Origin of the sequence: Mucilaginibacter ginsenosidivorax (assembly GCF_007971525.1) — a bacterium.
In the GTDB taxonomy this organism is placed as follows: Bacteria; Bacteroidota; Bacteroidia; order Sphingobacteriales; family Sphingobacteriaceae; genus Mucilaginibacter; species Mucilaginibacter ginsenosidivorax.
This window is the reverse complement of the sequence record NZ_CP042437.1, coordinates 7,786,123-7,811,413: the sequence shown is the minus strand read 5'-3', so window position 1 is coordinate 7,811,413 and position 25,291 is coordinate 7,786,123. Positions and strand designations below refer to the sequence as shown.

18 protein-coding genes and 1 pseudogene are annotated in these 25,291 nt (G+C 42.5%); 3 read left to right on the top strand and 16 right to left on the bottom strand.

All coding sequences use genetic code 11. The features are described 5' to 3' along the window. Window positions 1-2 precede the first annotated feature (2 nt). Window positions 3-1,598, top strand: a pseudogene (gene argS / locus FSB76_RS31945) (arginine--tRNA ligase); the annotation flags it as partial. A 113-nt stretch (window positions 1,599-1,711) separates the two neighbouring features. On the opposite strand, the gene FSB76_RS31940 reads toward argS, so the two are convergent. The 6 genes from FSB76_RS31940 to FSB76_RS31915 all read right to left on the bottom strand — a co-directional run bounded on the left by FSB76_RS31940 (window position 1,712) and on the right by FSB76_RS31915 (window position 6,096). Then, a complete protein-coding gene (locus FSB76_RS31940; RefSeq protein WP_147051589.1) occupies window positions 1,712-2,002 on the bottom strand; it encodes a YXWGXW repeat-containing protein in 291 nt (96 codons plus the stop codon). A gap of 48 nt (window positions 2,003-2,050) precedes the next feature. Continuing rightward, on the bottom strand, window positions 2,051-2,959 hold the full coding sequence (locus tag FSB76_RS31935; RefSeq protein ID WP_449406756.1) for a 3-hydroxyacyl-CoA dehydrogenase family protein: 909 nt from the start codon (window positions 2,957-2,959) through the stop codon (window positions 2,051-2,053). A gap of 64 nt (window positions 2,960-3,023) precedes the next feature. Then, entirely contained in the window at window positions 3,024-3,641 is a 618-nt protein-coding gene (gene bioD, locus FSB76_RS31930) for a dethiobiotin synthase (protein ID WP_147051588.1), read from the bottom strand. Then, window positions 3,631-4,761: an aminotransferase class I/II-fold pyridoxal phosphate-dependent enzyme gene (locus FSB76_RS31925; RefSeq protein WP_147051587.1), complete on the bottom strand. Its 1,131-nt coding sequence runs from the start codon at window positions 4,759-4,761 to the stop codon at window positions 3,631-3,633. Before FSB76_RS31925 ends, bioD begins: the two co-directional genes overlap by 11 nt. A 106-nt stretch (window positions 4,762-4,867) precedes the next feature. Beyond that, window positions 4,868-5,245: a Spy/CpxP family protein refolding chaperone gene (locus FSB76_RS31920; protein WP_147051586.1), complete on the bottom strand. Its 378-nt coding sequence runs from the start codon at window positions 5,243-5,245 to the stop codon at window positions 4,868-4,870. A 74-nt stretch (window positions 5,246-5,319) separates the two neighbouring features. Beyond that, window positions 5,320-6,096 (bottom strand): XRE family transcriptional regulator, encoded by a 777-nt coding sequence (locus FSB76_RS31915; RefSeq protein ID WP_147051585.1) that lies wholly within the window; start codon window positions 6,094-6,096, stop codon window positions 5,320-5,322. Between the two features lie 86 nt (window positions 6,097-6,182). On the opposite strand from FSB76_RS31915, the gene FSB76_RS31910 reads away from it, so the two are divergent. Beyond that, complete coding sequence (locus FSB76_RS31910; protein WP_147051584.1) at window positions 6,183-6,539, top strand: GIY-YIG nuclease family protein; 357 nt, start codon at window positions 6,183-6,185, stop codon at window positions 6,537-6,539. Here the strand turns inward: FSB76_RS31910 and msrB are convergent. From msrB to FSB76_RS31890, 4 genes are all read right to left on the bottom strand, one after another. Continuing rightward, on the bottom strand, window positions 6,529-7,002 hold the full coding sequence (msrB, locus tag FSB76_RS31905) for a peptide-methionine (R)-S-oxide reductase MsrB (RefSeq protein ID WP_147051583.1): 474 nt from the start codon (window positions 7,000-7,002) through the stop codon (window positions 6,529-6,531). The genes FSB76_RS31910 and msrB overlap by 11 nt on opposite strands. Before the next feature lie 129 nt (window positions 7,003-7,131). After that, window positions 7,132-7,719 (bottom strand): fasciclin domain-containing protein, encoded by a 588-nt coding sequence (locus FSB76_RS31900; protein ID WP_147051582.1) that lies wholly within the window; start codon window positions 7,717-7,719, stop codon window positions 7,132-7,134. Between the two features lie 112 nt (window positions 7,720-7,831). Then, window positions 7,832-11,050: a PD40 domain-containing protein gene (locus FSB76_RS31895; protein ID WP_147051581.1), complete on the bottom strand. Its 3,219-nt coding sequence runs from the start codon at window positions 11,048-11,050 to the stop codon at window positions 7,832-7,834. Window positions 11,051-11,162: 112 nt separating this feature from the next. Then, window positions 11,163-13,493: a penicillin-binding protein 1A gene (locus tag FSB76_RS31890; protein ID WP_147051580.1), complete on the bottom strand. Its 2,331-nt coding sequence runs from the start codon at window positions 13,491-13,493 to the stop codon at window positions 11,163-11,165. Window positions 13,494-13,767: 274 nt separating this feature from the next. Here FSB76_RS31890 and FSB76_RS31885 point away from each other — a divergent pair, with 274 nt between their 5' ends. Further along, window positions 13,768-14,646, top strand: coding sequence for a polyphosphate kinase 2 family protein (locus tag FSB76_RS31885; RefSeq protein WP_147060783.1), 879 nt, complete (start codon window positions 13,768-13,770; stop codon window positions 14,644-14,646). Between the two features lie 32 nt (window positions 14,647-14,678). Here the strand turns inward: FSB76_RS31885 and FSB76_RS31880 are convergent, their stop codons facing one another. From FSB76_RS31880 to FSB76_RS31855, 6 genes are all read right to left on the bottom strand, one after another. After that, the gene (locus FSB76_RS31880; protein WP_090650609.1) at window positions 14,679-15,032 is read right to left on the bottom strand and encodes a hypothetical protein; all 354 of its coding nucleotides are present in this window, start codon (window positions 15,030-15,032) and stop codon (window positions 14,679-14,681) included. A gap of 80 nt (window positions 15,033-15,112) precedes the next feature. After that, window positions 15,113-18,160: a GH92 family glycosyl hydrolase gene (locus FSB76_RS31875; protein ID WP_147060781.1), complete on the bottom strand. Its 3,048-nt coding sequence runs from the start codon at window positions 18,158-18,160 to the stop codon at window positions 15,113-15,115. Window positions 18,161-18,261: 101 nt separating this feature from the next. Then, complete coding sequence (locus FSB76_RS31870; RefSeq protein ID WP_147060779.1) at window positions 18,262-21,402, bottom strand: efflux RND transporter permease subunit; 3,141 nt, start codon at window positions 21,400-21,402, stop codon at window positions 18,262-18,264. A 144-nt stretch (window positions 21,403-21,546) separates the two neighbouring features. Continuing rightward, a complete protein-coding gene (locus FSB76_RS31865) occupies window positions 21,547-22,647 on the bottom strand; it encodes an efflux RND transporter periplasmic adaptor subunit (RefSeq protein ID WP_225976368.1) in 1,101 nt (366 codons plus the stop codon). A gap of 23 nt (window positions 22,648-22,670) precedes the next feature. Continuing rightward, window positions 22,671-23,945 (bottom strand): TolC family protein, encoded by a 1,275-nt coding sequence (locus tag FSB76_RS31860; RefSeq protein ID WP_147060777.1) that lies wholly within the window; start codon window positions 23,943-23,945, stop codon window positions 22,671-22,673. Between the two features lie 509 nt (window positions 23,946-24,454). After that, window positions 24,455-25,240 carry an amidohydrolase gene (locus FSB76_RS31855; protein WP_147060775.1) on the bottom strand — a complete coding sequence of 262 codons (786 nt, stop codon included), beginning with the start codon at window positions 25,238-25,240 and terminating at the stop codon, window positions 24,455-24,457. Window positions 25,241-25,291: the final 51 nt, after the last annotated feature.

Here is a 25,291-nt window from a genome sequence, read left to right as displayed (position 1 = left end):
GGCAAAAGGTAATGGTTGAATATTCATCACCAAACACCAATAAGCCGTTGCACCTGGGCCATATCCGAAATAACCTTTTAGGCTTTTCGGTGGCACAAATTCTGGCAGCTGCCGGGTATGATGTTGTAAAGGCAAACCTGGTGAACGACAGGGGTATCCACATTTGTAAATCTATGCTGGCATGGCAAATGTTTGGCAATGGCGAAACTCCTGAGTCGTCCGGCTTGAAAGGCGACCATTTGGTGGGCAAATATTATGTGTTGTTTGATAAAGAGCTGAGAAAACAATTAGTACCGATCCTGGAGCGCATTTACGATGAAAATGATCTGACGCTCTTTAATGATAACCAAAAAGAGAAAATACAGGCGCTGCTGATTAGTATTGATAAGTTAAAGTCAAAAAAATATGCTACTCCCGAAAATGAAACCAAACTTATTACTGAGTTAACCGATAAAATTGGTGCCGAGGAAGATAAGATCAAAGAGATAGCAAAAATGTAACCTTGCTGATGGTTGAAACCCAGCAGATGCTCCAGAAATGGGAAGCCGGTGATGCTCAAGTTCTCGACCTTTGGAAAACCATGAATGGCTGGGTTTACGCAGGCTTTGCCGAAACTTATAAACAACTGGGTGTTGATTTTGATAAATATTACTACGAATCGAACACCTATTTGTTGGTAAAGATATTATTGATGAGGGCCTGGAAAAAGGTGTTTTCTTTAAAAAGCCGGATGGTTCGGTTTGGATAGACCTGACTGCCGATGGGCTGGATGAAAAACTGGTTTTACGCGGAGACGGAACGTCGGTTTACATTACCCAGGATTTAGGTACGGCCCAATTAAAATATAACGACTTCCACATGGATAAATCTATTTATGTGTAGGTAACGAACAGGATTATCACTTTAAAGTGCTTTTCTTGATCCTCAATAAATTGGGCAAGGCAGGTGCCGACGGACTGTTTCATTTATCATATGGCATGGTCGATCTACCTTCGGGCAAGCTGAAGTCGCGTGAAGGAACAGTTGTTGATGCAGATAACCTGATAGCCGAGATGAATGATACTGCTAAACAAAAAACCGAGGCCATGGGCAAGGTGGATGGTTTTAGCAACGAATATAAGCTGCAGTTATACCATACTATAGGCATGGGCGCGCTAAAATATTTCCTGCTGAAGGTTGACCCTAAAAAACGTTTGCTATTTGATCCTAATGAATCAGTAGAATTTGAGGGACATACCGGGCCTTTTATTCAATATACTCACGCCCGTATCAAATCAGTTTTAAATAAAGCAAATTATCTGCAGACGAATCAGATATCAATATCTGAAATTGACGGAGTAGAGCGCGACCTTATTGTACTATTAACCCAATTCCCAACGGTAATAACAGATGCCGCCAATGGCTACAGCCCTGCAATTATTGCAAACTATGTTTACGAGTTGGCCAAGACTTATAATAAGTTTTACCACGAAAAATCGATACTACAGGCAGAAAATGAGGTGCTGAAACAATTTAGATTGGAACTGTCCGCTTCGTCGGCCAAAGTAATTAGCAAAGGAATGGCTTTGTTAGGAATAGATGTACCAGAGAGAATGTAGAGCCACAGCCTCCTGAATAGGGAGTTTAAAAGCAAAACGCATAGTTATTCAAATCACTATGCGTTTTGCTTTTAAAACTATCATTCCCCCTTTAGGGGGTTAGGGGGCCTCGCTTACCTCCAATAACCCCTGTGCCATGCATAGCCATGGCTAACAGGATGCCAGTAGCCTTGTACATAAACACGATTGGCACGTGGCCTTGCATAATACCCGTTGATATAAACATATCTGCCGCCACGCCAGGCCCATTCGCCAGGTATCCAATAAGCCCCCGGATAGGGTGCTGCCGGCCGTACATATACAGGTTCGGCAGGGCGTTCGGCTACATAATAATCTGCTGCGCAGGATGTAAATAGTGATGCTGATAAGGCTAATATTAATCCGGTTTTCGCAATTGTTTTCATCTGTAAAATGTTTAATAGTTACTTACAGACGTTTGACAGTTTCGGGGATTATTGGTTTAATGGAGATTTAGTGAACTTGTTTGCTACTACCAACTCTTTACTACCCGCGGTATATTTATAAAATCCACTCCCGGTTTTTATGCCGCGGTGGCCGGCTGTAACCATGTTTACCAGTAGGGGGCAAGGTGCATATTTTTGATTACCGAAGCCATCGTACAATACTTTTAATATAGCCAGGCAAACATCCAGGCCAATGAAGTCGGCCAATTGTAGCGGACCCATGGGGTGGGCCATGCCCAATTTCATAACGGTATCAATTTCCTGCACTCCGGCTACACCTTCGTATAGCGTATAAATGGCTTCGTTAATCATTGGCATTAAAATGCGGTTGGCAACAAAACCGGGATAATCGTTTACTTCAACAGGGTCTTTATCCAGCTTTTGGGCCAGCTGCATAATGGTTTGCGTGACCGAATCTGATGTAGAATACCCCCTGATCACTTCTACCAATTTCATTACCGGTACCGGGTTCATAAAGTGCATGCCAATTACATTGCCCGGATTTTTGGTGGCAGCCGCAATTTCGGTTATTGATATAGATGATGTGTTGGAAGCCAGAATAACATCGTATGAACAAATTTCGCTTAGTTGTTTAAATAAATTGAGTTTAATTTCCCGGTTTTCGGTAGCGGCTTCAATAACAAGGTCGGCCGATGCAGCACCTTCTTTCAGATCGGTATACGTCTTGATCCGGCTTAGCGTGTTTGTTTTAGCAATCTCATCAATACTGCCTTTTTTTAGTTGCCTGTCAAGATTATTGGTAATTGTTTGTAAGGCCTTTGCCAGTGCATCGGCGTTGATATCAACCAGCGCTACCTCAAACCCATATTGCGCAAAGGTGTGGGCTATGCCGTTACCCATAGTTCCGGATCCAATAACGGTTATGTTTTTCATCATTTATTAGTTTATACAATTACTAAATTGATTCAAATTATTGGTTTTGCAAAACCTCACCAGGGTATTATAGGCTAATAAGAGCTCCGGCATCTGTAATTGCCTTCCTGGTTAGATTTTCAAAAGTGGGTATGGTGCCCAATTCAGGAAGATTTGAATAATTGAGAATATAGCTTTTTGAATAAATATCCTTGGCGCCGTTAAAAATTATACCAATAACGTCTATGTTGTATTTTTTAAGCGCGTGTATGGATAACAGGGTATGATTAATGCTCCCCAGGTAATGCTGTGATACCAGGATCACTTTTGGGTTAAGTTGTTTAATCAGGTCGATCATTAAAAAATTATCGTTCAGAGGCACCATTAAACCGCCTGCGCCTTCAATCACCAGCTGGTTATCTGTTTTAGGTAACACGATATTTTCCATATCGATGCTAATCTTATCAATTGCGGCTGATTTATGAGGTGAAAATGGCTGTGTTAAGCGATATGCTTCGGTATGAAATTTTGTTATAGGATTGGAAACCAGGCTTTGTACTTTCATGGTATCGCTATTATCCAAATCGCCTGATTGGATAGGTTTCCAATAATCGGCTTTTAATTTTTCGGTCACAATTGCCGATGTTATAGTTTTGCCAATACCGGTGCCAATGCCGGTAATAAAAATGGGTTGTTTAGCGGGCATTAATAAAATTATTTACTGTATTGCAAAGCAAAGCTAATTCATTTAAGGTATTAAAACTATGCAGGCATATTCTTATACGTTCCGTACCGGCGGCTACCGTTGGGCTTAAAATGGGTCGTACATCTAAACCGGCTGACTGTAAGGTATTTGCTATCAGGCGGGCCGTGTCATTGTTTTTTAAAATAATACATTGGATAGCGCTATCACTTTGCAATAAAGGGTAATCACTATTGAAGTCAACATGCTTTTTAAAATATGCGATGTTGTTTTTCAAGTTGATAATTTCCTCTTCGGCATTATTTAAAAGCCGATAAGCCATTTTTATCGAAGCTAAATGATGAAAGGAGGGGGCCGTGCTATAAATAAATGGCCGGGCAAAGTTTATCAGGTATTGCTTTAGCACCTTGCTGCCCAGCACAATAGCCCCGTGACTGCCAAGTGCCTTACCAAAAGTGACAACCGTGGCAAACACGCGGTTTTGGAGGCCAAGTTGATTGGTTAAGCCTTTTTTGAATAAGCCAACTGCATGTGCTTCATCAACAATTAAATGCGCACCGTACCTTTCTGTTATATCAACGATATCCTTTATTAGGGCCGAATCGCCGTCCATAGAGTAGATACTTTCAACAACCACATAGCAATTGCCTTTAGATGCCTTTAATTTGGCCTCCAGGCTTTCCATACTGTTATGTTTGAAGCTATACCGGTTGGCGTTACTTAGCCTTGCACCGTCGATAGCCGAGGCATGTATTAATTCATCAAGAATAATGGTATCGCCACGTTGCGCAAGGGACGAGAGCAGACCGAGATTGGCGTCATAACCTGAGTTAAATAGCAAGCCGGCTTCAAATTCATGAAATGCCGCAATTTCCTGTTCCAGGTCTTCGGCATATTGCGAGTTTCCCGAAAGTAGCCTTGAGCCTGTTGAACCGTTTAGGCTCAATGGATGACTATTGAATTCGGCTTTAACATCTTCTTTTAATACAGCCGACCGTGCGAAACCCAGGTAATCGTTTGAGCAGAAGTCGACAAGGCTGTTTCCTGGTTTCAGGCTGCGGTATATGCCGGCTTCCTTTCGCTCGTCAATTTTTATTTTCAGGTGTTCGCTGGCTGATGTCAATTTATGGGATGCTTTAATAGAATATATCTAATGCTGAGCTTTTGCTTTACCATGCAAAAATAAAAAAAGCGGCTCATCGCCGCTTCATTTGTAGTATTATATTGAATTAGTTTTGGGAACCGCCTCCTCCGCCGCCACCTTGTCTCATCCTATCCATCATGTCCTTTTGCAACTTGTCAAAAGCAGTAGCTTGTTCCGGAGTTAAAATAGCTTTCACTTTATCGTTAGTTGCTTTTCTCATCGGCATCATGGCGCTGCGCATTGCGTCCCTGTCGCCATTGGCAGCAGTTCTTACGCTGTCCATTTTTGTAGCCTGCTCTTTATAAATGGCTGTAACCTTAGCGGTTTGATCGTCAGTTAATTTTAACTGTGTCTGCAAATCTTTAGCCCTGTCTTCGGGGCTCTTTCTCATACCGCCACCTTGTGCATGGCTTACTGCCGCAATCCCCATCAGGAAACAGCACATCAACAGAAATTTTTTCATAGCTCTTTTAATTTATTTACGTTTTAATCTTAAGATAAAGATATAACGTAAAGGTTTAAGAAAGCCGATGTAACTTAATTGTTGCTTTGCTGTAAGTTGGATATCGATCGCTGCATCTGGGCCATCATATTGGTAAGACTTTCCATAGTGGGTTCGGGTGTTGGCTGTGGCAATTGGGTTGATATATAGCCTTTTGCCTTCCAAATTTCCAGCACGTCTTCGCCGTTTATTTCATACGGCTCATATACCGGGTTATCAGATATTAACTTTAGCTTTTTATTGTCTTTGAATTTGTTACCTATCCTTTTATATACAACGCCATCATCTTTTGATATTACCACGTAAGTTTCGCCGGGTTTTACGTCTGCCCAGTTTTCAAGGTACTCGGCAATAATAATATCACCCGACACTATCGGCAACATCGAGTCACCTTTTATTTCAAAAGCACGGTAGGTTCCCTGCTTAAACATGGGTAAGTAAAACTTAGGGAGCTTGGCTACATATTCAGGGTCGGCATAGCCATTTAAGTAGCCGGCGCTGGCCTTAAGCGGCACCATTTCAATGTTTTCGTTATCCTCTTTATCAACAGAAATACTCAGCACGCGCAGGTTTGCGGGGTTACCTTTTGGCTTTGGCGTCCACTTTTCATTAATGGTTTCATTAATAAAGTCATCAATACTAATGTCAAAGTAGATTGCTAATTGTTTTAGTAATTCATATTTTGGCTCGGCGCGCTCTTCTTCATAAGCGCCTACCAATGAGCGCTTTATACCCACTTCATCAGCAAACTGCTGTTGGGTAATTCCCTTCTTTTTGCGAAGGAACTTAATATTTTGTGAAATTATTGACATAAAATTTGCATTTGCTAAATTTATTAGTAATTTTATGCTCATAAAGTTAGTAATATTTATTCGTTCACCAAATTTTTTATCAAAAAATGAAACGTTTTGTATATATCATCACCGACAGAAACAGGAAAAATCTTCATGTAGGCTTATGCTCAGACCTGGTAAAAACGCTGCAGTTTTACAGCGATATGCCAACTTTGTTTTTTGATAGCGCGCAGCAGCTTAACCGTTTAGTGTATTTTGAAGAAATTAATACCGAAGAGCAGGCTATGGAACGCTTTAAAGTTGTTAGCACATATACAAGGCCTCAAAAAGAAAAAATGATCAGACCTGTTAACCCTGATTGGGTAGATCTGACCATTGGATTAAAATATGAAAGCGGCATACGTACAAGGCCACAGTTGCGTCCGTCTGTAAACGCTAACAGGCGCGCTATTACTTTTTAATAAATTTTAAAGCGCCCGAATTCATGCAATACCTTTTGCCACCGCGATCGGCAGGGCCATCATCAAAAACGTGACCAAGATGAAGTCCGGTACTTTTTTCTATTACCTCATCACGGCTCATACCGTAGCTATTGTCGGTAACAATGGCAACTTTTTTGGGGTCAACAGCTTTTACAAAGCTTGGCCATCCTGTGCCGCTATCAAACTTGTCCTCGGAGCTGAATAGTACTTCGCCCGTAGCGGCGCTTACGTAAACACCCTTCTCGTGGTTATTCCAGTAATCATTTTTATAAGGCGGTTCGGTGCCGCTTTCAACCATAATATAGTATTGGTTGGGTGTAAGTATTTTCTTCCATTCTGCCGCAGGCTTGCTTAATTTGTGTTTAGCCTGGCCATTACTGCTCTGGCAGCCAAAAGCTGTTATAACGCTTAATATAGCTATAACAAAAATTGATTTTCTCATTACGTTATTCATTTCGTGTTTTTTGAACTATGATTTATCTTTTTAGTCGTAAAACCGGATTAATCCTTACAACTAATTATTGTTAAATACGCAATTGCATTTTAAGCGGTTTGTCATTGCATAGTACATTTAAATAATTTTTGCCTTAGGCAGCAGTACTTTGTTTACCACGTGCAACATGCCGTTATTTTGCTCGATATCAAAACGATTAATGATGCTTTCCCCACCATTTTCATCAATCAATACTATATTTCGGTTAGCATCAATTTTAGCGGTTAGCTTATTGCCAGTCAGCGTAGTAAATGTAGCCGTACCTTTATTTTTATTAATCTGCTTTTCGATATCTTTTGCCTTTAGCCAGCCAGGTATAGCATGGTAGCTCAAAATGCGGGTGAGTTCCCAAAAGTGCGATGGTTTCATTAACGAATCAAGTTTTCCGCCGGGTAAATTCTGAAAAGCGCCATTAACAGGAACAAATACTGTAATAGGGCCACGGCTTTGAAATGTAAGCGCCAGGTTGGCAGTTTTGAGAAAGTTGTAAAACACAGATAAATCCTGTGATAATGCCAGGTTTTTGACAATATCATTTGCCGGTAACATGCCATCGCCCGCAGCAACCTTTAGCGGGCCAATAGCTTTGGGGTTTACAGCGTTTGTTTGTGCAAATAATGTGGAGCCTAATAAAAGCAAAGCAGCAAGCAATATCAATTTTTTCATAGTGGGTTGGTTACAGGTATAACAATCAAACAGTTAACTGTTTTTGCTAATTTAGGTTTTAAATAAAAAAAGCGGCGCATGGCCGCTTAAATATATTTTTTTAAAGAGCGTATTACCAGCCCGGTGTAAAGCCCAGCCCAAACACTGGTTTTTTAACATCGGTGCGGTTAAAAGGAATAGCCAGGTAAGGTTCCAGCACAAAGGCGCCAAAAACGTTTATCCTTAACGATATGCCCGCGCTTAAAGCAGGTACACGACCGTAAGTTGTATTAAACACAGGGTTGCCGTTGCTATCAACTTGCGGTACACCATTTTCATCCACAACAGCCGTGCGGCTTAAAACCGGCGGGTTTTTCTGAAAATAAATATGCTCGCCGGCATTCCAGGCCAGGCCTGCGTCAAAAAACAAGTTCAGATCGGTAAACAAAAATTTAGATTTGATTTGTGCCAGCTTTTCGGGCCCGGTAAAGGGCAGGCGGGTTTCAAAATTGAACACGGCCATGCGGCTACCCGATAGCTGGTCGATATTAAAACCGTTTGATGACTTGCTATTGTTATTGTAAAAAGTTTGCCCTTCATAACCCCTGATGTAAAAGGGATAACCTATAAATAGGGGGTAAATACCGTTTGAATCGCCAAAGCGGCCGTAGCCATAAAAGCGGGCTGCAAATGTAACCGGCTCAACACGCACATATTTACGAAGATCGATAGTTGGCGAAAAGAATTTGTATGTGCCAAAGTTATAACCGGCTTCTAACCTGTACCTAAAGCCATTCAAGGGAGCGGTTACTCCAAAAAACGAGTTGTCGCCAACAAGCGCGGTTGACAGTTGGAAAAGAGAATACGATTTTAAATTATAACCAAGCAAGGCTGCCTCGTCCGAATTGGCTACCTTTTTCTTATCTGAATTAAGATAGGTATAGGTTAGTGTTTGTTTGTTATTAGCATCAACTGCAGTATCAATTTTATAGGTATCGCTGTATCTGTCAACGCGATAGGAGTTATAGGATGCGCCTGCGCTTACTTCAAAACGGTTTGTTTTATCGATAGGATAGGAGGTAAATACCCTGGCGGCATCTTCAAAATTGCGGATGATATCTGTGTTTTGAGATAATACTTTTACGTTTTTGCCGCCCACATTTTGAACCGGCAATGTTTCGGTTTGTATACCAAACAGGTAAGGGATATGCGATATACCTGTACCCAAATTCCATCGGCCAGTTTGGTTTACATAAGTTACAGCTGCGCCGGAGTCATAAATCTGACCGTTTACAGATGCCGCCGCGAAGATTTGATTCCGGCCCAGTATATCGCTGAAAACACCCTGGATACCACTTGAAAGGCTTGTGCCATAAAAGCTGCTTACTCCAATGCCAACGCCGCTGCCGGCCAGGTAATCAAGCTTAAACTTAGGGCGATATGGGATTTCTTTAACAGAATCGGTCGGGATTTTACGGTAGGCCAGGAAATTGTTAAGATTTGAGTTGATCAGATCAACTCCCACGGCATGGGGAGGAGGCAGCATAGCCGCGCCAAAATCTACCGCCTGTGGTTGTAACGCAATTGGTTTAAAGGCTGATGCTTTTGCATTGTACAAGGCATATTTTTGTGCCCGGTAGTAGGAATATACCACATCATCGTTAGCAGAGACACTTAATGCAGGCGAAAACTCGGTGATGCCGCAGATTCCGGTAAACAGATCGGTCATTTGCTCAACCTGGCCTGTGCTAATGGTATAACGGTACATATTGCGGAAGCCATCCCTGTTGGACAGGAAGTAGATCTGGGTTCCATCGGCCGAGTATTGCGGGTTTAAATTGTTGGCACCGTTAAATATTTTGATATCGGTTACTTTGCCTGTTGCCAGGTCAAGTTCGGCCAGGTTAAAGGTGATGGCCTGCTCTAACGATTGGTCATAGGTGGAGCGATCACTTGAAAATAGAACCTTTTTACCATCCCTTGAATAGGTTGGCTGGTAATCGGTATACTTATCATTGGTAAGCTGCGTAATCTTTTTTGTATCGAAGTTATAGGAGTACAAATCGCTTTGTCCTTCAACAAGGCCGGTAAAAACAATATCCTTACCATCTGGCGACCAGGATAGGTTACTAAACTGCTCTGCCTGCTCCATTGATACATCATCAAGGATGCGTCCATTGTTGATGTCAACAACTTCCATACGATTACGCCCTTTGCTAAACACACTGAACGCAAAACGCTTGCTGTCCGGCGACCATGCGCCGGCCGATTCGATAAAGTTAAACTCATCTATGTGGGTATTTGATACTTTGCTTGTGAGCTTGCGCAAAATTTTACCCGTTCGGGCATCAGCCAGGTACAAATCGATACTGAACAGGCTTTTGGCAGATAAGAACGCCAGGTATTTACCATCAGGGCTTACCGCCGGGGCAACCACAAGGTCGCCACCATTGTCTTTATCTACCAGTTTTAAACCAACAGGCTTTTGTACGGTATCCTTTAAAAAGGGCTTGTAGGTGCTTTCTATTGAGTTTTTCCACAGGCGGGATAGTGTTTTATCATCGTATCCAAAAGTACGCCTGATGCCATATGCAAGGCCGTAGCGGGCTGTGTTTTTGAAAAATGGCACGATCACGGTATCTCCGTAAGTCGATCCTAAAAACGACCAAAAGGCTTCTCCGTAGCGGTAAGGGAAATACTTGTTACTTTCCGTCAGATCGCGAACCGTAGGGATATCATGGTTCAGATAAGCATCACGCATCCACATGGCGGTGTAGGCATCTTTTTTACCCAACGAAAGATACTCGGCCATACCTTCTATCATCCATAGTGGAATGTTATTGATGTTCTCGAAATTCTCATTCTGATTTCCACCTAACAATGCATGGTACTGAAAAGCATGCACCAATTCGTGACCTATAACGTGGCGCGTCATTTGGTTTGTTTCCATCACCGGCATTACTACACGGTTTTTTAAACCCTCGGTAATACCGCCGGTACCTACGCCAATTTCTCCGTCGATGGCTGTGGTTTGCTGAAAATCGGGGTGATTGGCGTATAAAATGATTGGGTTGGCTGTTTTGAATGTATCCTTAAAAACCTGTTGATGCAGTGTGTACCACAATTCGCTTTCCTGGGCAAAGCGCTTGATCATACTATCATTTTTGATATAATAGTATATTTCGAAATGTGGTGTTTTATAAACTTTAAACTTTAGGTTTTTGTACCGTACTTTATTTTGGCCAAAATATTGCGCCCTGGCGCTGTTGCTGATGAGCAGCGAGCAGATAAGGCATACCAATATAAAGCTGAACTTTTTAGCGTTGTTTAACAATGAGTAGGTTTTATTCATAATTCAAACTAAATAGAATACGGCTAATTTAATGAATAATCGGCAGGCTGTAGGGCCTGCCGATTGATATTTAAACTTGTACCTGAACTTTTAATCCCCTCCTACAAAAGCCTTATTTTTGATTGGCGGGCGTTGTTTCGGGATTCTCCGGCGTACTGGCAGCTGGTGTTGGTATAACGTTGGTGGTATCAATAGGGTTGCTTGTACTATCTACCTCCGTAGTATCAGTGGCAATATGCGGCGACGGACAATTATAGTTTTTGGTGATCTTGCTCCATGGTTTTGGGAAAGGCCCGTAAGTATAACCCAATTTCGGATCGGCGTACACCTTTTCCATAAAGCGGCCAAAAATGGGCAGGGCAGTGTGTGATCCTTCACCTGTTTCGGATGATGTAAAGTGCACACTTCTGTCGTCGGCACCAACCCAAACCCCTGTAACCAAATCCTTCGTGATTCCCATGTACCAGCCGTCGACATAATCAGATGACGTGCCGGTTTTGCCGCCAATCTGGTTATCCTTTTTCCAAAGGCCAGGGTATTCCCATAAGGCCTGCGAGGTGCCTCCAGGTTCTTCCATACCGCCGCGGAACATATAAAGCATCAGCCAGGCAGTTTCCTCGCTCAATACTTTTTCTTGTTTCAACTCAAATTCGTCAATTACATTACCCTGCTGGTCTGTTATTTTTGTTACCAATAAGGGGTCTATCTTCTGGCCTTTATTCAGAAAGGTGCTATAAGCCCGCACCATCTCATAAACGGAAACATCATTGGATCCTAATGATACCGAAGGAACCGATTTTAATGGGCTTTCGATACCGCATTTGTGAGCGTACTGTACAATTTTATCCCATCCCACTTTTTCGGTAAGCTGGGCTGTAATGGAATTTACCGATTTACCCATAGCCCACCTTAGCGACATTTCCTGGTACGAAAAATGGAAATCGGCATTATTAGGTTGCCATACTTCATCTTTACCGTTGTCTTTATATTTTATGGTTACAGGCTGGTCTGTGAATTTATCGCAGGGGGTATAGCCATTGTCAAGTGCTGTGAGGTAGGCAAATGGTTTAAACGTAGATCCTGCCTGCCTCCTTGATTGGTTTACGTGATCGTAGTTGAAAAAACGATGGTCGATACCGCCAATCCAAACTTTTATCTTACCTGTTGATGGCTCAAGCGTCATCATGCCGGTATTTAACAGCTTGGCGTAATATTTAATAGAATCGATGGTTGAAAATGTGGTATCCTGTTCGCCATGCCAGGTAAAAACGGTCATCCGTTTTTTGGTTTTAAAATACTCGCTTATTTTTACGGTGTCACCACCAAATTTTTTATCCAGCAATTTGTAAATAGGCAGTTTTTGTTCGTTTTTTAAAATGAAATCTTTGATTTCGACACCTTTCGAATCGCGCCACGGGTTTTTATTGCCCCATAGGTTGTAAAAACGCTTTTGCAGCATTTTCATTTTTTCGGCAACCGCCTCTTCGGCATATTGCTGCATCCGTGAATCTATGGTTGTATAAATCTTCAGACCATCCTCATATAAATCATACCCATTATCCTTACACCATTTATCCAGCCATTTTTCAACCGCGCGGCGCAGGTATGAGTCGCCATGCGAATCTTCTTCTACATAGCTTAAATCGAGTTTTATGGGCGATTGTGAACTGCTTGTATATTGGTCTTTAGTAATGGAACCATTTTTAAGCATCTGGCCTAAAACCGTATTTCTGCGTTCGGTAGCACGTTCGGGATTGCGGATAGGATTATAACTGGATGTGGCTTTCAGCATACCTATAAGCAAAGCGGCCTCACCGGGGCTAACCTGATCGGGTTGTTTGTTAAAATATTTTAATGTGGCTGTTTTTATACCAAAGGTATTATTACCAAAAGGGACCGTATTAAAATATAATTCAAGAATTTTTTGTTTGCTATATACGTGTTCAATTTTAAAGGCAGTAAGCCACTCTTTAAACTTGTATACAACAGTATTTATAAGAGGAACTTTCCGGATAAAGCCCTGGGATTTGCGCTTGCGTGTTTCAAAAAGGTTTTTGGCAAGTTGTTGTGTAATGGTACTGCCGCCCCGCCGCTCGCCTTTAGCCGTTGAAACCATACTGGTGAAAAACGAATAAAAATCGACACCGCCGTGACTGTAAAAACGCACGTCTTCGGTTGAAATAAGCGCGTTTATAAGGTTGGGCGAAATATGCTTTAAATCAACAGGCGAGCGGTTTTCCTTATAATACTGACCTATCAGTTTGCCATCGGCAGTGAAAACCTCCGACCCAACAGAAAGTACAGGTGTTTTAATATCCTGCATGTCAGGCGAATAACCAAAAAGCCAAAGGAAGTTGAGCTCTATAGAGCAAAAAAAGATGATAACGAAGTATATGAAGATAACAAGGAATCGCAGAAACCGGTTTCGTATTTCTCTGAACATTGGGTAAAGATGTAAAATTATGGCGCTAAATCATAGCCCGAAACAAATATTAATATGTGCAGTTTATATAAAGCTAAATATATACCAGCCACCTGCCACTTTATTTAATAAAGGCCTAAAATTTCCGTAATATAATTTAATGTTGCCTTAAAAGGTAACTTATATTTAGGTTTGAACAATGGTGTATTACATTAGCTAAAAATAAACTTTTATTATCAACGCAATTTTAATACCTAAATTTCATGTTAACAACGTGTAAAACAAATTTTTTATCATGAGTAATATTGTCAAAAAATTTAAAGTCGAAAATGGAAAGGGATTTAAGCTGGGAGACTTCGATCCGGCATATTCAGATGGATTTAAAAAAATTGAGGCCCGAAAGACATTAAAAGACCTGATAGACGAAACATTTGACCTGCAGACAGAACTTTATGCAGCCAATAAATATGCCCTGCTCATCATTTTCCAGGCGATGGATGCTGCGGGAAAAGATAGCGCTATTGAACATACATTATCGGGCTTAAACCCGCAGGGCTGCCAGGTTTATAGCTTTAAGCAACCCAGTACCGAAGATTATGAACACGACTTTCTGTGGCGGCACTATCGCTCGTTACCCGAACGCGGCAGGATAGGTATCCATAACCGGTCACATTATGAAAATGTATTGGTAACCAAGGTACATCCCGATTTGTTATTAAAAGAACATTTGCCGGGAATTAACGATGTAAAGGATATTGATGGAAAGTTTTGGGATAAGCGTTACGAAAGCATCAGGGCGTTTGAAAAGCACCTTACGGATAACGGTACGGTTATTATCAAATTTTACCTGAATGTATCTAAACAGGAGCAAAAACTGCGTTTTTTAAAGCGAATCGACAACCCCAAAAAGAACTGGAAATTTTCGGCTGCCGATATTGAAGAGCGGAAAAAATGGGCTGACTATATGGATGCCTATGAAAAAGCTATAAAAGAAACTGCTACCAATGATTGCCCCTGGTATGTAATCCCCGCTGATAAAAAATGGTTTACACGTATAGCCATTTCTTCGGTTATCCTTGATACCCTAAAAGGATTAAAGCTGAAATACCCGGTACTTGAAAAAGAAGAGAAGGATAAATTGGACGAATCCAAAAAGCAATTGGAAAAGGAATAAATCACCTGCTCCAATTGCTTAAGCCAACCTTGTTAAATGCCAGAAAATATATTTTGCGCGGGTTCGCCAATTAACGGCATTGGTTTTCTTTCACCCTGGAGTGCGCCAAGCAGGCCAATCACCCAGATTACAAAAAGTGCAACCCGTACTACCCAGAGTATTGCTGCACCAAACGAAAAACCTACCGAAAAAAGTATAGCACCGGCGGCATACGATACGATCATCGACACGATGTGGAATAGCAGCGTTTGCCTCATTTGATAGCTTGCCTGGTAGGTTTTGTTTTTTTGATACAGGGCAAAATAAGCAATAAGCCACCCTATAATGGTAAAATAACTGATGATGCCGGCTAATTTGCCATCATCGCTTGACGAATAATTGCTCATAGTTCAGAAGGTGATTTTAGGTGATAATTAATTATTAAAGCTAACCATAATTGTGATCAAAAGAGCAGTTTAACCGCAAATTATTCCACGGTTATTTCATCAGCAAAAATGTATGATTGGCTGCCTTTACTTTCATGCCAGTCGGGTAGTGCGCCATATTGTTTGGCTATGATTTTAATGTAGTGGGTGTTTAAATTTAGCGGGGCGGTAAATTCCTGGGTTTGCAAATTTGTATCTTTAATATCTACTTTAGTATTCACCGTGGCTGCCAACTTATAATTCCTGCCGTCGTCAGATACCCAATATTGAACATATTTAGGGAAAACTATCCAGGCATTGCTATCCTGCAATGTGCCAATGCTAACTTGTTTTACAGGTTTTATGGCACCCATATCAATAATGGCTTCCAAATCCTTACCCTGGTAGCCCTGCCAGTTGCCCACATGCCAGTTTGCTGTGCCATGGATGCCATTTATAAGCGATTCGTCGCCTTTATCTGCATAGCTGGGCAGATATTTATTGACGAGCGTTAGTTTGATGTCTGATCGTAGTTTAATAAAGTTGGCCTCGTCAATAAAGCTGCTTTTACCCTTAATAATTGCTATTGCCTTAACGGTTGTATTCCCGGCAATGGCAATCGGCTTAGTGTAGGGTGTTGAGTTTGCGGTAGGGGTTGATCCATCTAACGTGTAATAAATCCCGGCATCTTGGTCGGCACTTTTTATTTCGATGCTGATGGGGTCTTTGAAGGATTTGGCTGGGGCTATAATATAAGGGTTAGCCACAATCAAGCTATCGGTAATTTTTGAAGTTGGGCGTTCCAAATCCTGTACAAAGAGTTTATTGGCCAGTTTGCCGGCAAATACTTCAAACTCGCCGCCATTGGCTATATCGTCAAAATTGAGGTATAGTTTGTTATAGGTTTTCTTGGCTAGGCTCATGCCCTGTAAATAAATATTGCCTTTGCCTATGCTTGCGCCAGAGTTAAGGATGGTAAATTGCTTGCCGTTTTCTAAATTAATAACTGCTTTATCAAACTGTGGCACCCCAACCTGGAAAGCCTGCTGCCCGGGGGCAATATTGTAAATGCCCAGCGAACTCATGACATACCAGGCCGACATTTGCCCGCAATCTTCGTTGCCAGCCAGCCCATCGGGTTTATTGCTGTATTCCTCACGCAATATCCTGTCTATATAAAACTGTGTTTTCTCGGGCGATGCGGTAAAGTTGTACAGGTAAGCCATATGGTGACTTGGCTCGTTTCCGTGGGCATATTGGCCAATAAGGCCGGCTACATCCGGGATATCACTGCCCTTTAGCTTCGATTCTGTGGTAAACAATTCATCCAACTTAGCTTCAAAAGCTTCCTTACCACCCATTTTTGCCATTAGGGTTTCTACATCCTGGGGTACCATGAACGAGTATTGCCAGGAATTGCCTTCGGTGTAATTCCCGTTTATCTCGGTAGGGTCAAAGGGGGTAAGCCAGCCACCGTTGCTGCGGGCCTGCATAAAACCATTTTGGTTGTTGTAAACGTTTTTCCAATATTGGGCACGTTGAATATATTCGGCATAATCGTTAGGCTTGTTCAGCATTTTAGCCATCTGCGCTATACACCAATCGTCATAGGCATACTCCAGGGTTTTTGATACCGAAGCATCTTCCTGGTCGGATAGTGCAGCGCCGTTTTTACGGTAAATATCCAGCCCAAACTGGTTGCGACTCACCGCGGCTTTCATTGCTGTAAATGCTTTTGCCGCATCAAAATCGCGAATACCTTTTGCATAAGCATCTACAATAACCGGGATGGAGTGATTACCAATCATGCAATAAGTTTCGGTACTGGCCAGCGGCCAGATAGGCAACAAACCGCCCTGATCATACATCGCCAGGAACGATTTGATGAAATCAAGTGTCCGTTTTCTATCAATTAATGCAAGCAAGGGATTTTCGGCCCGATACGTATCCCATAGCGAAAAAACAGTATAACAGTTAAAGCCTTGCGCGGTATGCACCTGCTGATCCATGCCCCGGTATTGGCCGTCAACGTCGCTATAAATGTTGGGCGCCAGCATGCTGTGGTATAAAGCGGTGTAAAATATGGTTTGTTTTATACCTGCATAATCAATAGGTTTTACCTTTTTGCCGGCGGGAGCCGGTCCGTAAGGGCTGTTAACTGTCCCTTCATCGCTCAATGCCGATTGTTGAGATGAGGATGGGCCGCCGCCTTCTACCTGTATTTTATTCAATTCGGCGTTCCAGGTAGCTTTGGCTGCCTTCTGGATCTTTTTAAAATCGAAATCAGGTACTTCGGCATCAAGGTTTTTTAGGGCACCTTCGGCGCTTACCGCCGAAATGCCAACTTTGGTAATCACCTCGCCGGGATTGTTAAACTGCAGGTACATTTTAATGTTTTTGCCCTGCGCTTTGATTTTTCCTTCCAGTAACTCGTTGTTGCTGGCTACCCCATAGGTTTTAAATGGTTTTGAGAATTTAGCGTAAAAATAAACCTGCTGGTTGTTGGCCCATGATTTTGACTTCCGGTAGCCGCGAACCTCATGGTCATTTACCACTTCAATCCACGAATCCAGCACCTCGTCGCGGTGTTGCAGGTCTATTATAATGTTGGCCTTTTCGGTACTGGGGTAACTATAACGATGTACTCCTACGCGGGTGGTGGCCGTTAATTCAACGCCGATATTGTATTTATCCAATAGGGTTTTATAATAACCAGGCGTGGCAATCTCATTTTTCTTTTTAAAACCAGAACGGTATTCGGTGTTTTTAAACTGCGGCTCGCCGGTTGTAGGCATAAACAACACATCGCAATAATCTGGAATGCCTGTGCCGCTTAAATGGGTATGCGAAAAGCCATAAACCACCGTGTCGGTATAGTGATAGCCCGAGCAGCCGTCCCAGCCTTCCAGTCGTGTATCGGGACTTAGCTGCACCATACCAAAAGGCATTACCGCACCGGGATAAGTATGTCCATGCCCCCCGGTGCCAATAAAGGGGTTAACCAGCTGGGCGTAATCTTTATCTTTTCTTTTTTGTGCCGATGAAATATGGGATAACAAAAGGATTGCAGCGATAGAAAAACTGCTTACAATGGCGCGCGACGATGGCATATTTTTAACGTGTGGTATAATAACGCAAATTAAAACTTAAAAGCATATAAACGAAAAAACGCCCGGTTTATTAGCCGGGCGTTTAGTTTAGCAAGGGGGTATTATGCGTTGCGTACAACGCCCATTTTTTTCAAAAGCTTACGGTTTTCGCGGCGGTGAACCAGCCGGTGAACGATAGCATATATGATAGGCAATATCAATAATGTTAATATGGTAGAGGTTACCAGGCCTCCAATAACTACAATAGCCAGGGGTTTCTGCGTTTCGGAGCCGATTCCCGTTGATACTGCTGCCGGCATCAACCCTATGGCCGCCATCAATGCAGTCATCACCACAGGCCTTACACGACTGATTACGCCATCTAAAATGGCCTTATCCAACGGAATATGCTCTTCCAGGTTCTTTTTAAATACAGATACCAGGATTACGCCATTTTGTATACACACACCAAATAAGGCGATAAACCCTATACCTGCAGAGATACTAAAATTGGTACCGGTAATGTGTAAGGCTAATATCCCGCCAATTAAGGCAAATGGCACATTCATGATAACCAAAGTGGCATCTTTGGCATTGCCAAATGTGATAAACAAGATGAGGAATATCACCAGTAAACAAATAGGCACTACGTGGGCCAATGTATTTGATGCACGGATCTGGTTTTCAAATTCACCCGCCCAAACATCAGTGTAGCCGTGTTCAAATGTTACTTTTGAGTGCACCTTACTTTGTGCCTCGGCAATAGTGCTGCCCAAATCGCGGCCGCGTACCGAGAATTTTACGGCAATGTAGCGGGTGTTGTTATCCCTGTAAATAAAAGCAGGCCCGGTAATTGTTTTGATGGTAGCTATTTCTTTTATTGAAATTTTCGATCCGTTAAGGGTAGGTACCATCAGGTTCTCTATTTTATCCTGGGTATTGCGGTATTGTTGCTGATACCTGATCCTCACATCAAACCTGCGTTCGCCTTCATATAATTCAGTTGCCGCTTTACCACCAATCGCCATTTCTATAACAGAGTTTGCATCGGCGGTAGATACGCCATAAAGTGCCATTTTACGCTGGTCAAGCTCAATCCTGAACTCTGGTTGGCCTAAGTTACGTAGTACCCCAAGATCTTCAACGCCCTGTACGGTTTTCAAAATTCGCAGTACACTGTCGGCTTTTTTATCAAGTGTTTGAAAATCGGGGCCGAAGATTTTTACGGCTAACGCGGCGTTAACACCTGCAACCGCTTCCTCTACGTTATCCCGAATAGGCTGCGAATAGTTGAATACAGCACCAGGGATTTTGCTTAGTTGCTTATCCATCTGGGCAATAAGTTCATCCTCGGTAATGCCGCTGGGCCATTCTTTTTTGTTTTTAAGATCTACCTGGATTTGTACGTCAAAGAAGCCTTTAGGGTCGGTACCGTCATTGGTACGGCCAACTTGTGCCAGGGTTTGTTTTACCTCGGGAAACTTATCTAATATCTGCATCATTTTTTGATTGATGCTTTCTGCTTCTGACAATGAAACACTCATAGGCAATTCAGCCTCTACCCAAAGCGCTCCTTCATTTAAATCAGGTAAAAACTCTGATCCTAAGAACCTGGCAGAGAAGAATGTGATCGCCATAAATGCAACCGCAACCAGCAAACTTAATTTTTGATTTTTATAGGTGAAGTTGAACATCCGGCGTATGCCGTTCTCAAAAAAGATAACAACCGGATTATGTTTTTCCTTTACGTTTTTCTGTAACAGAATGCTGGACAGGGCAGGCACCAGGGTTAGTGTGAATATTAATGCCCCAAGTAATGCGAAACCTAAAGTATAGGCCAAAGGCGAGAACATTTTACCCTCAACCTTCTGAAATGCAAAAATCGGTATTAAACAGGTGATGATAATCAGCTTGGAGAAGAAGATGGCTTTACCCATTTCGGCCCCCACATTTTTAAACAGCCCCAGCTTAGCAAGTCCGTTAAACTTTTGCATACCTACTTCTTTGGCCTTATGATCAAGGGCAACAAAAATCCCCTCAACCATTACAACCGCGCCATCTATAATAATACCAAAATCCACAGCACCCATTGATAACAGGTTGGCGCTCATTCCTTTTATACGCATACATACAAAGGCAAACAATAAAGATAACGGGATGATGATAGCAACGGTAAGGGTTGTACGCCAGTCGGCCATAAATAGGAATACGATGACGGTTACCAGGATAATACCCTCGCAAAGGTTATGGATAACTGTTTCGGTGCAAAAATCCATCAGGTTGGTGCGGTCGTAAAAGGTATCAATCTTCACGTCCTTGGGCAGGATGTTATCGTTCAGATCTTTTACTTTGTCTCGGATACGATTTAACACCTCGGCAGGATTTTCGCCTTTGCGCATTACAATGATACCTTCCAATACGTCTTTCTGCTTGTCGCGGCTCACCTGCCCTAAGCGGGGCAGGCCTGCCTCTTTTACATCGGCAATATCCTTAGCCAATATGGGTACGTTGTTTACATTTTTGATGATGATATTTTGTATCTCATCGATATTATTGATAACCCCGATACCGCGCACTACATAGGCCTGGTCGTTTTTTTCAATCACGTCGCCACCCACATTGATGTTACTGCGGTTAATGGCAGTATAAACATCCAGCGAAGTAAGCCCGTATTTTTGTAACAGGGCGGGGTTAACAGAAACTTCATAAGTTTTTTCCTCGCCACCAAAGCTGTTCACATCGGCAACGCCGGGTACAGATTTAAATTGGCGATCAAGCACCCAATCCTGAATGGCAGTAAGTTCGTGGATTGATTTGGTGCGGCTTTTAAGCGTATAACGATAAATCTCGCCGGTAGGGCCGTAGGGTGGCTCAACTTCTGGTTTTACACCATCGGGCAAATCGGCATTGCCCAGGCGGCTTAGTACCTGCTGCCGGGCAAAAGCGTCATCCACATCATCATCAAAAATGATGCGCACGTATGATAAGCCGAAGGCAGACGTTGTACGCAGGTTAGCCTTTTTTTGTACCGAGTTTAAAACAGTCTCCATCGGGATGGTGATCATTTTTTCAACTTCCTCGGCGCTGCGGCCCGGCCATTGGGCAATAATGATGATTTGGGTATTGGTTACATCAGGAAACGTCTCGATGGGCGTATTCATGTAGCTCCACACACCAAGCACAATCAAAACCAGTGTCATAAAAAACACAAAGTAGCGGTGCCTGAGCGAAAAGTAGATTATATTTTTAATGAATTTATTCATTTTGATAGTATCAAGTAGTTTTAAACAGTATCAAGTAGCGAGTATCAAGTATCAAGACCTTTTTTCTCAAGGTTTATCTTGTATTGGAAGCATCCGGTAAACACGATTTTAAAATCTTGATACTAACTACTTGATACTAAAAAATCAATCTCCCGCTAACGCATCGTATAAAAGCAGGCCGTTTTTGGAGATCACTCTGTCGCCGGCGTTTAGGCCAGATGCGATGTAGGTGATATCGTCTACTGTTTTGATAACGCTTACCTCGCGTACCTTTAAATCGCATTTGCTGTTATAAACCACCACGAAGTTTTTACTGCTGTCGAAAATCACTGCTTTTGCCGGGATTGATACCGACGTTGCGGCATCGTTATTGGTAATCACTACATTGGTAAACATTTCGGGTTTCAGCAGCATATCGGTATTTGGTAATACCACTTTTATCTTCATTACTTTGTTATCAGGATCGAGCACCGAGCTTACAGCATCAATTTTACCTTCGAAAACCTTACCGGGGTAGGCCAGCGTGGTTACTTTTGCACTGTACCCAGTTTTAACCTTGCTGATGTCGGATTCAAACACGTTGGCCCAAATCCATACATCTTTCATGTTGGATATCGTGAACATACTGCCGTTGTTATCCTGGCGGATGAAGCTGCCTGTGGTAACATTTTTTTCGACTACATAACCGGTTTCGGGTGCCCTGATAATCAGCGTGCCGCCCGGGTTGGTGTTACCGCCACCATTAATGGCTATTTGCTGCTGAATTTTATGGTTAGCTGCTTCTGCCTTGTTATAATTTTCTTTGGCTTCGGTGTAATCACGCTCGCTGGAGATACCATTTTTGTACAGGTACTCCGCCTGCTCCAGTTGGCGTTTTGATATGGCGAGGTCTGATTTTGTGGCCGTTAAGTCGGTATAATTCCCGGCAACATCGGCGCTGCGCATGATAGCAAGGGTTTGACCTTTGGATACTTTATCGCCAAGGGAAACTTTAACATCCAGTATTTGCCCGCTTGAAAAAGGAAAAACTTTTACAACGTTATTTTCATCATTTGAAACCTCGCCCGATAGGGTAAGTTCATTTTTTATGGCGGTTGTTTTTGCGGTATCAATGGTTATGATTTTTGCCATCGAATCGCTTACGCAAACCTGCTTATTTTCGGCTACGGGTTGCGGCTTGCCTTTGCAGGCGGCAAGCAATAGTAAAGCGGAGATGCCGGATAACAGCGTTTCTCTTTTCATCATTTATATATGTTTTATAAGGTGTTTTACGATTTAATTATAGTAGTGCCGGTTGCAAAGTTCAGGTCGGCAATGGCTTTTTGCAGGTTGTATTGCTGTTGCAGTATTTTTAGCTTGGTGTCTTTGTAGGTATCAAAAAAATCGACAAATTCAATCAGGCTGATTTGTCTTTGCTGGAAGCTTTTAAGCATGCTGTTAAACAGTTTATCGTATTGCTCATTAAACTCCAGTTGCTGGGTCGAGAACAGTTGCTGGTTTAATTTGTACTGATTTACAGCCGCTACAACATCGTTTTTAAGCTGAAGTTCGTTCTGCTTTACAGTTGCTTCCTGACTTTGAATATTGAATTTGGCCGACTTGATATTGCCCTGGTTACGGTTAAAAAAGGGCAGGGGCAAGCCAATTTGCAGGCCATAGTAGTTGCGGGCATAACTGCTGTTTTGGTCATAAGCGGCACCGATAGTAACATCGGGTACGGCCAAAGCTTTTTGATACGCCAGGTTATGTGTGGCCGAACTTAACTGGTATTGATTTGACAGGTAATCGGGCCTGTTTGTTTTGGCCTGCTCAATCAAACCTGGGATATCGAGGGTTACCGTTTCAACAGGTTTGTCGTTTATCAGCGGGTATACAAAGGCAGTTTCCTTGGTTTGCAGCAGGGTTTTTAACTCAGTTTGCAAATCGTTTACCTGGCGATGATTTTCTACCATATCATTCTGCAGGCCAAAAAGTAATGCTTTCAGGCGGATCAGATCTTTCATTGAAGTATTACCGGCATCAAATGATTTTTGAATGGCCGCAACCAGGTTCTGGGCCGAACTAATTTCGTTCTGGTAAACTTTTTCCTGGGCGTTCAATGTAGCTAACTGGCTGAAATCCAGCTGAAGGTTGTAACGCAGGTTGCGCATCAGATCGGCAAAGGCAGCTTCCTGAACTTTGGCATCATCTTCGGCTACTTTTACCTGTTTGCCGCGTTTGCCCGCGGTAGCAAAAACCTGGCTTAGCTGCACAAAAACCTGGCCGCTGTTATTGCCGTGGTAAAAGAATTTTTTGCTGCCGCCATCCCAGATGTTTTGGTCGGTGCTTAGTACCGGGTTGTCCCAGAGTTTGGCTTGCTGTATCAGCGCTTTTGAAGCCTCAATATTATACTTCTGCGCCAGTAAGGCCAGGTTGTTTTCCAAAAACTGTTTTTCGGCATCCTGGAAGTTAATTTTGAGTGTGTCGGTTTGGGCGGTTGCCCGATTTGTATTACAGCAAAAAAATACAACTAATAAAAATAGCAGGGTTTTTATTTTACACATAGTCCTCTTTCAATTCAACGGGGCAAAAGTTAGTAACTCTTATGAATTTTCTATGAAGAGGATTACCGGATGAAAATTATGTACGCGGATATTAAGATCAGGCGTTCGCTTTTGCAGGAGTATCCGTTCGGATTAGGAAGTCCTAATCCTTAAGTTATTATAAATCAGATTTTTAAGTGTTCGAATGTTTCGAAGAGAGCTTTGGGTTTATTTTTATATATACTGATTGTCAGTTGGTTATAATTTATGAGGTGTTCGGACCCAGGTAAAGCCCGAACACCTCATTTTAAAAACAGGGCACAGCATCACCATACCATAAAAAGATGTCAAAAAACATGAAGTTTTTCACAAAAAAAGTGCAGTAATAGTTAATAAATGCTCAAAAATATTACAGAAAATGCAAATTTTTAAAACAAAATAATCTCAACCCAATTCTCACCAGTGACCAGTGACCAGTGACCAGTGACCAGTGACCAGTGACCAGTGACCAGTGACCAGTGACCAACCCACTAAAGGTTTATTTCAAATTCATCAGCATCTTTCAAAAACGGTAAAGCACGGCGGGCTTTTTGTACCTCGTCGGCGATGATGGAGAAGGTATATACATCGTCCTCATCGCGCTTGTAGTAAACTACGTTGCCATTTGGATCGATACAGGTTGAATCGCCTGAATGGTAAACTTCGTTGCCATCATGGCCAACCCGGTTTACACCAACTACATAGGCCTGATTTTCAACAGCGCGGGCGGGTAGCAGGGTACGCCAGTGCAGGGCGCGGCGTTCGGGCCAGTTGGCTACAACTATCAGCAAATCGTAGGGGGTATTGGCAAGGTTGCGCAGCCATACCGGGAAACGCAGGTCGTAGCAAATCATGGGGCATATTTTCCAGCCGTTCAGCTCTACCATAATTTTTTTGGTTCCGGCGGTGTAGGTATTGTGTTCTTTGCCTAAAGCAAACAGGTGGCGTTTATCATAATATTCATAAGTGCCGTCGGTACGCATCCAAATGAGGCGGTTGTAGTAATGGTCGTTTTCTTTAATAATGATGCTGCCGGTAACCACACAGTCGTGCTGTTTTGCAGTTTGGTGCATCCACTGCATAGTTTTGCCTTCCATCGGTTCGGCAAGGGCTGCGGCATTCATGGTAAAGCCGGTGCTAAACATTTCGGGCAGGATAATAAGGTCTGTTTTTTCCCTTATTCCGCCAGATAAGCGTAAAGTGATATTTTGTAAATTTTTATCAGTATTTTCCCAAAAAAGGTAGCCTTGAAAAACGGTAATTTTAAGATTATCCATAAGCGGTGTTTAGTCGATAGACCATAGTCCATGGGCTATAGTTTTTAAAGT

Bases quoted from the DNA above. Each gene is read 5' to 3' on its own strand.
- FSB76_RS31940 (WP_147051589.1), bottom strand. From the start codon at position 2,002: ATGAAAACAATTGCGAAAACCGGATTAATATTAGCCTTATCAGCATCA.
- FSB76_RS31935 (WP_449406756.1), bottom strand. From the start codon at position 2,959: ATGATGAAAAACATAACCGTTATTGGATCCGGAACTATGGGTAACGGC.
- bioD (WP_147051588.1), bottom strand. From the start codon at position 3,641: ATGCCCGCTAAACAACCCATTTTTATTACCGGCATTGGCACCGGTATT.
- FSB76_RS31920 (WP_147051586.1), bottom strand. From the start codon at position 5,245: ATGAAAAAATTTCTGTTGATGTGCTGTTTCCTGATGGGGATTGCGGCA.
- FSB76_RS31915 (WP_147051585.1), bottom strand. From the start codon at position 6,096: ATGTCAATAATTTCACAAAATATTAAGTTCCTTCGCAAAAAGAAGGGA.
- FSB76_RS31910 (WP_147051584.1), top strand. From the start codon at position 6,183: ATGAAACGTTTTGTATATATCATCACCGACAGAAACAGGAAAAATCTT.
- msrB (WP_147051583.1), bottom strand. From the start codon at position 7,002: ATGAGAAAATCAATTTTTGTTATAGCTATATTAAGCGTTATAACAGCT.
- FSB76_RS31900 (WP_147051582.1), bottom strand. From the start codon at position 7,719: ATGAAAAAATTGATATTGCTTGCTGCTTTGCTTTTATTAGGCTCCACA.
- FSB76_RS31895 (WP_147051581.1), bottom strand. From the start codon at position 11,050: ATGAATAAAACCTACTCATTGTTAAACAACGCTAAAAAGTTCAGCTTT.
- FSB76_RS31890 (WP_147051580.1), bottom strand. From the start codon at position 13,493: ATGTTCAGAGAAATACGAAACCGGTTTCTGCGATTCCTTGTTATCTTC.
- FSB76_RS31885 (WP_147060783.1), top strand. From the start codon at position 13,768: ATGAGTAATATTGTCAAAAAATTTAAAGTCGAAAATGGAAAGGGATTT.
- FSB76_RS31880 (WP_090650609.1), bottom strand. From the start codon at position 15,032: ATGAGCAATTATTCGTCAAGCGATGATGGCAAATTAGCCGGCATCATC.
- FSB76_RS31875 (WP_147060781.1), bottom strand. From the start codon at position 18,160: ATGCCATCGTCGCGCGCCATTGTAAGCAGTTTTTCTATCGCTGCAATC.
- FSB76_RS31870 (WP_147060779.1), bottom strand. From the start codon at position 21,402: ATGAATAAATTCATTAAAAATATAATCTACTTTTCGCTCAGGCACCGC.
- FSB76_RS31865 (WP_225976368.1), bottom strand. From the start codon at position 22,647: ATGATGAAAAGAGAAACGCTGTTATCCGGCATCTCCGCTTTACTATTG.
- FSB76_RS31860 (WP_147060777.1), bottom strand. From the start codon at position 23,945: ATGTGTAAAATAAAAACCCTGCTATTTTTATTAGTTGTATTTTTTTGC.
- FSB76_RS31855 (WP_147060775.1), bottom strand. From the start codon at position 25,240: ATGGATAATCTTAAAATTACCGTTTTTCAAGGCTACCTTTTTTGGGAA.